Origin of the sequence: Nocardiopsis lucentensis DSM 44048 (assembly GCF_000341125.1) — a bacterium.
GTDB classification, from domain to species: domain Bacteria; phylum Actinomycetota; class Actinomycetes; order Streptosporangiales; family Streptosporangiaceae; genus Nocardiopsis; species Nocardiopsis lucentensis.
The window spans coordinates 1-4506 of record NZ_ANBC01000895.1; the positions used below are offsets into that span (position 1 = coordinate 1).

5 protein-coding genes are annotated in these 4506 nt (G+C 70.0%); all 5 read left to right on the forward strand.

Going from position 1 to position 4506, the window contains the following annotated elements; all coding sequences use genetic code 11:
• Nucleotides 1–1336, forward strand: a 1336-nt coding sequence (locus D471_RS37085; RefSeq protein WP_017602121.1) for an acetate--CoA ligase, incomplete at its 5' end; no start/stop codon positions are given.
• Nucleotides 1337–1560: 224 nt separating this feature from the next.
• Entirely contained in the window at nucleotides 1561–2043 is a 483-nt protein-coding gene (locus D471_RS0130530; protein WP_017602122.1) for a phage holin family protein, read from the forward strand.
• A 12-nt stretch (nucleotides 2044–2055) separates the two neighbouring features.
• On the forward strand, nucleotides 2056–2964 hold the full coding sequence (locus D471_RS0130535) for an alpha/beta fold hydrolase (protein WP_017602123.1): 909 nt from the start codon (nucleotides 2056–2058) through the stop codon (nucleotides 2962–2964).
• A gap of 85 nt (nucleotides 2965–3049) precedes the next feature.
• Nucleotides 3050–3562, forward strand: a complete 513-nt coding sequence (locus D471_RS0130540) for a DUF309 domain-containing protein (RefSeq protein WP_017602124.1) — start codon at nucleotides 3050–3052, stop codon at nucleotides 3560–3562.
• Between the two features lie 556 nt (nucleotides 3563–4118).
• Nucleotides 4119–4506 (forward strand): sodium/proton-translocating pyrophosphatase (locus D471_RS0130545; RefSeq protein WP_193789810.1); only part of this gene is annotated, 388 nt, incomplete at its 3' end.

Sequence of the window (4506 nt, forward strand, 5' to 3'; positions counted from 1 at the left end):
CGTCGCCGACCGCCCGGCCGTGGAGAACGTCCTCGTCGTCCGCCGCACCGGCCAGGACGTGGAGTGGACCGACCGCGACGTGTGGTGGCACGAGGCCGTCGAGGCCGCGAGCACCGAGCACACGCCCGAGGCGCACGACGCCGAGGACCCGCTGTACATCATGTACACCAGCGGCACCACGGCCAAGCCCAAGGGCATCCTGCACACCACCGGCGGTTACCTCACCCAGGTCTCCTACACCCACTGGGCCGTGTTCGACCTGAAGGCCGACACCGACGTCTTCTGGTGCGCCGCGGACATCGGCTGGGTCACCGGACACTCCTACATCGTCTACGGCCCGCTCTCCAACGCGGCCACCACCGTGATGTACGAGGGGACCCCGGACACCCCGCACCGCGGCCGCTTCTGGGAGATCGTCGAGAAGTACAAGGTCACCATCGCCTACATGGCGCCCACGGCGATCCGCACCTTCATGAAGTGGGGTGACGACATCCCCGCCAAGTTCGACCTCTCCAGCCTCCGCGTCATCGGCTCCGTCGGCGAGCCGATCAACCCCGAGGCCTACGTCTGGTACCGCGAGCACATCGGCGGCGGCCGGACCCCGGTCGTGGACACCTGGTGGCAGACCGAGACCGGCGCCATCATGGTCAGCCCCCTGCCCGGCGTCACCGCCGGCAAGCCCGGTGCCGCCATGCGCGGTCTGCCCGGCGTCGTCGCCGACGTCGTGGACGAGGCGGGCGACTCGGTGCCCGACGGCGAGGGCGGCTTCATCGTGATCCGCGAGCCCTGGCCGTCCATGCTCCGCGGCATCTGGGGCGACCCCGAGCGGTACAAGGACACCTACTGGTCCCGCTTCGAAGGCCTCTACTTCCCCGGTGACGGCGCGAAGAAGGACGAGGACGGCGACCTGTGGCTGCTCGGCCGCGTGGACGACGTCATGCTCGTCTCCGGCCACAACATCTCCACCACCGAGGTGGAGTCCGCGCTCGTCTCCCACCCGAAGGTGGCGGAGGCGGCGGTCGTCGGCGCCACGGACAAGGTCACCGGCCAGGCGATCGTCGGGTTCGTCATTCTGCGCGGCGGTGCGGAGGAGGTGCCGGAGGAGCTCGTCAAGGAGCTGCGCGACCACGTCGGCGCCTCGCTCGGCCCGATCGCCAAACCCGCCCGGCTCCTGGCCGTCCCCGAGCTGCCCAAGACGCGGTCCGGGAAGATCATGCGGCGCCTCCTGCGCGACATCGCCGAGAACCGCGCCGTGGGCGACACCTCGACGCTCACCGACTCCTCGATCATGGACGTGATCGCCAGGCAGTTGCCGTCCGCCGCCAAGGGCGAGTGAGCCGGGGCGGTCGTCACGGCCGCCCCGCGCCGGTGCCGCACCGGGTACACGCCGGAGCGGGGTTCGAGGAAGGCCCGCGGGGCTCGAACCGCCGCTCCGGCTCACCCGTGTGACCAAACGCGACCATGTCGTTTTGCGTGCCGTGAGAGACATGGGCGGTCGGTCATGTGCGAGGATGCGGAGGATCATCCACGAGTTCGGACCGAGAGAAGGGACCCCCCACGATGGTGGACAAGCCGGGTGGCGGCGAACCTGGCGCATCCAGCGGCACCGACCGTTCCATCGGTGAACTGGTCTCCGACGCCACCGACAACCTCTCCCGGCTGGTACGCCTGGAGATCAGGCTCGCCAAACTCGAGGCCAAGGCCGACGCCACACGGATCGGCAAGAGCGTCGGCGAGTTCCTCGCGGCCGGGGTGGTCCTCCACCTGGTCGCGATCCTCCTCTCGGTCACCATCGGTCTCGGCCTGATGGAGCTCGGCCTGGCGCCGTGGATCGCTTTCGGCATCGTCACACTCTTCTACCTGCTGGTGGCGGCGGTCCTCGTACTCATCGCCATCGTCAACCTGCGCAGGCGCCAGGGACTGGCCCGCACCGCCGAGACCACCTCCCGGCTCGTCAGCATCCTGCGCGGCGACATCAGGCCGCCCCGGAACGGCGACGGCGCGGTGGCCGTCTCCGGCGAGACCGCCCCCGCCGAGAAGTAGGTCCCCACCCAGGTGTTGGACGATTCGGTCGCCTACGTCGACGGACCCTGGAGGCACCGCACGATCGGTGCGGCGGGGGCGCGGTTCCACGTCGCCGAACTGGGCGACGGGCCGCTCGTCCTCTTCCTGCACGGGTTCCCCCAGTTCTGGTGGGCCTGGCGAGCCCAGCTGACCGCGGTCGCCGACGCCGGATACCGCGCGGTCGCCGCGGATCTGCGCGGATACGGCGCCAGCGACAAGCCCCCACGCGGGTACGACCTCATCACCCTCGCCCAGGACGCGGCCGGCCTGGTTCGCGCGTTGGGAGCCGCGGACGCGGTCGTCGTCGGGCACGGCGTGGGCGGGCTCGTCGGATGGACCGCGGCCGTGCACCACCCCGATCGTGTCAGGGCCCTGGCGGCGGTCGCGGCACCCCACCCCTCGCGCATGGGCCGGACCCTGGTGTCGATGGGACCGGGCGCCCGGCACCTGCTCCGGGCCCAACTGCCGGTCCTTCCCGAACACCGGCTCCTGGCGGACGGCTGCGTCCGTGTCGGTGACCTGCTGCGGGAGTGGAGCGGCCCCGGGTGGCCGGACGAGGAGACCGAGAAGCGCTACCGGCTGGCGTTCTCGATCCCCAAGGTCTCCCACTGCTCCCTGGAGTACCATCGCTGGATCTTCCGGTCGCGCTGGCGGCTGGACGGCGCTCGGTACAACGCGAGGATGCGGCGCCCCGTGAGGGTGCCCGTCCTCCAGCTCCACGGCACCGAGGACCGGGCCTGCCCGCCCCACGGCGCACGCGCCTCGCAGGGGATGGTCGCGGGGCCCTACCGTTGGAAGGGGATCCCCGGCGCGGGACACTTCCCGCACGAGGAGCGACCGGAAGAGGTCTCCCGGGCACTGGTGGAGTGGCTGGGGGGCGTGGCCGCCGTGGAGCGGTAGGCGGCGCGGAGGAGGACCCCGAACGAGCGCGGTGCCGTGGTGGCGCCGGTGGTCGTGGCGGCGTGATGACGGCGGTGAGGCAGTGATGGCGGTTTCCCCGAACGGTGCGGACGGCGATCGGGACCGGAACGAGCAGGGGCGCGCGCAGAACCAGCGTCCGCGCGACCGCTACGGTCGACCGATGCCGCACGGAAGCGTGGGCGAGGTCGAACGCGTCCCCGACGACGCCGAGTTCACCGTGGAGGAAGGACTGGAAACCGCCCAGCGGCTGCTCGACGGCGGGTACGCTTTCACCGCCCACGAGGTCCTGGAGGCCGTGTGGAAGTCCGTGCCCGAGCCGGAGCGCGAACTGTGGCGGGGGCTCGCCCAGACGGCGGTGGGCGTGACGCACGCCCAGCGTGGGAACACGGTCGGGGCCGCGCGTCTGTTGCGGCGGGGCGCGGACCGGGTGGCGGCGTTCGGACCGGAGGCACCGCACGGTGTCGACGCGAACGGGGTCGCGGACTTCGCCCGTGCGTTGGCCGAGGACCTGGAGGCGGGTCGGGTGCGGCCGGGTGACGGGATCGATCCCTCGGGCATGCGCCTGCGCGGGAGGTAGCACGAGGCGTCACCGGGCGCCGGAAGGTGTCCCCGCGTCTGGGGAGATCCGTTCCCGGTTGGTGTGCGAATGCGTCCTTCTGTGACTTTTGTTGATGTTTCGGGCGCTGCGTGCTCGTATAAGGCCCGGTGCACGCTTTAACGTTAACATCGCATTAAAGCATTATGCGATAAGATAAAAGGCAAATGTCGCAGATAAAGTAATTTATCCACATCCTCAGATCACCATGTGGTCACATCTTTGACTCCTCCTGGGGAAAAGCCGAATCGCCTCTCACCTTTATTCGTCGTCGTGCGTAGAATCCCCGGATCACCGCTCGTGAACTCGTGGCGCGGGCGGTGCGCATCACACATAAAGATGGCACCGCTTCGACCCCGGACAGCGTGTCGTCGGGCCAGCTCAGGCTCCCTCCGGACGACGGTACGTCCGTGGCCTCGCGCGGGACCGACGCCCCAGAGGCGAACCGTTCCGTGCGTACCGTGAACGGGGCCGAAATGGTCGTGCCCGTCTCAAGGAGGACGGATTGTCTGGGCTCAACCTCGCCGCCGACGGCGGCATGGCCCTAGCTTTGGAAGGCAGCGACTTCACACTCGTCATCGTCGTCATGGCGGTGGCGCTCCTGGCCCTCGCCGTCGCGGGGATGCTGGTGCGTGAGGTCCTCGCCGCAGGGCAGGGCACCGAGCGAATGCAGAACATCGCGGTCGCCGTTCAGGAAGGAGCGGCCGCCTATCTCAAACGACAGTTCCGAACCCTCGCGGTCTTCGTCGTCGTCATCCCCCTCCTCCTGCTGCTGCTTCCCGCGGAGTCCTGGGGTATCGCGATCGGCCGTTCCCTCTTCTTCGCCCTGGGCGCACTGCTGTCAGCGGCCACCGGCTTCATCGGTATGTGGCTGGCGGTGCGCGGCAACGTGCGGGTCGCCGCGGCCGCGCGCGGCGGCGACGAGG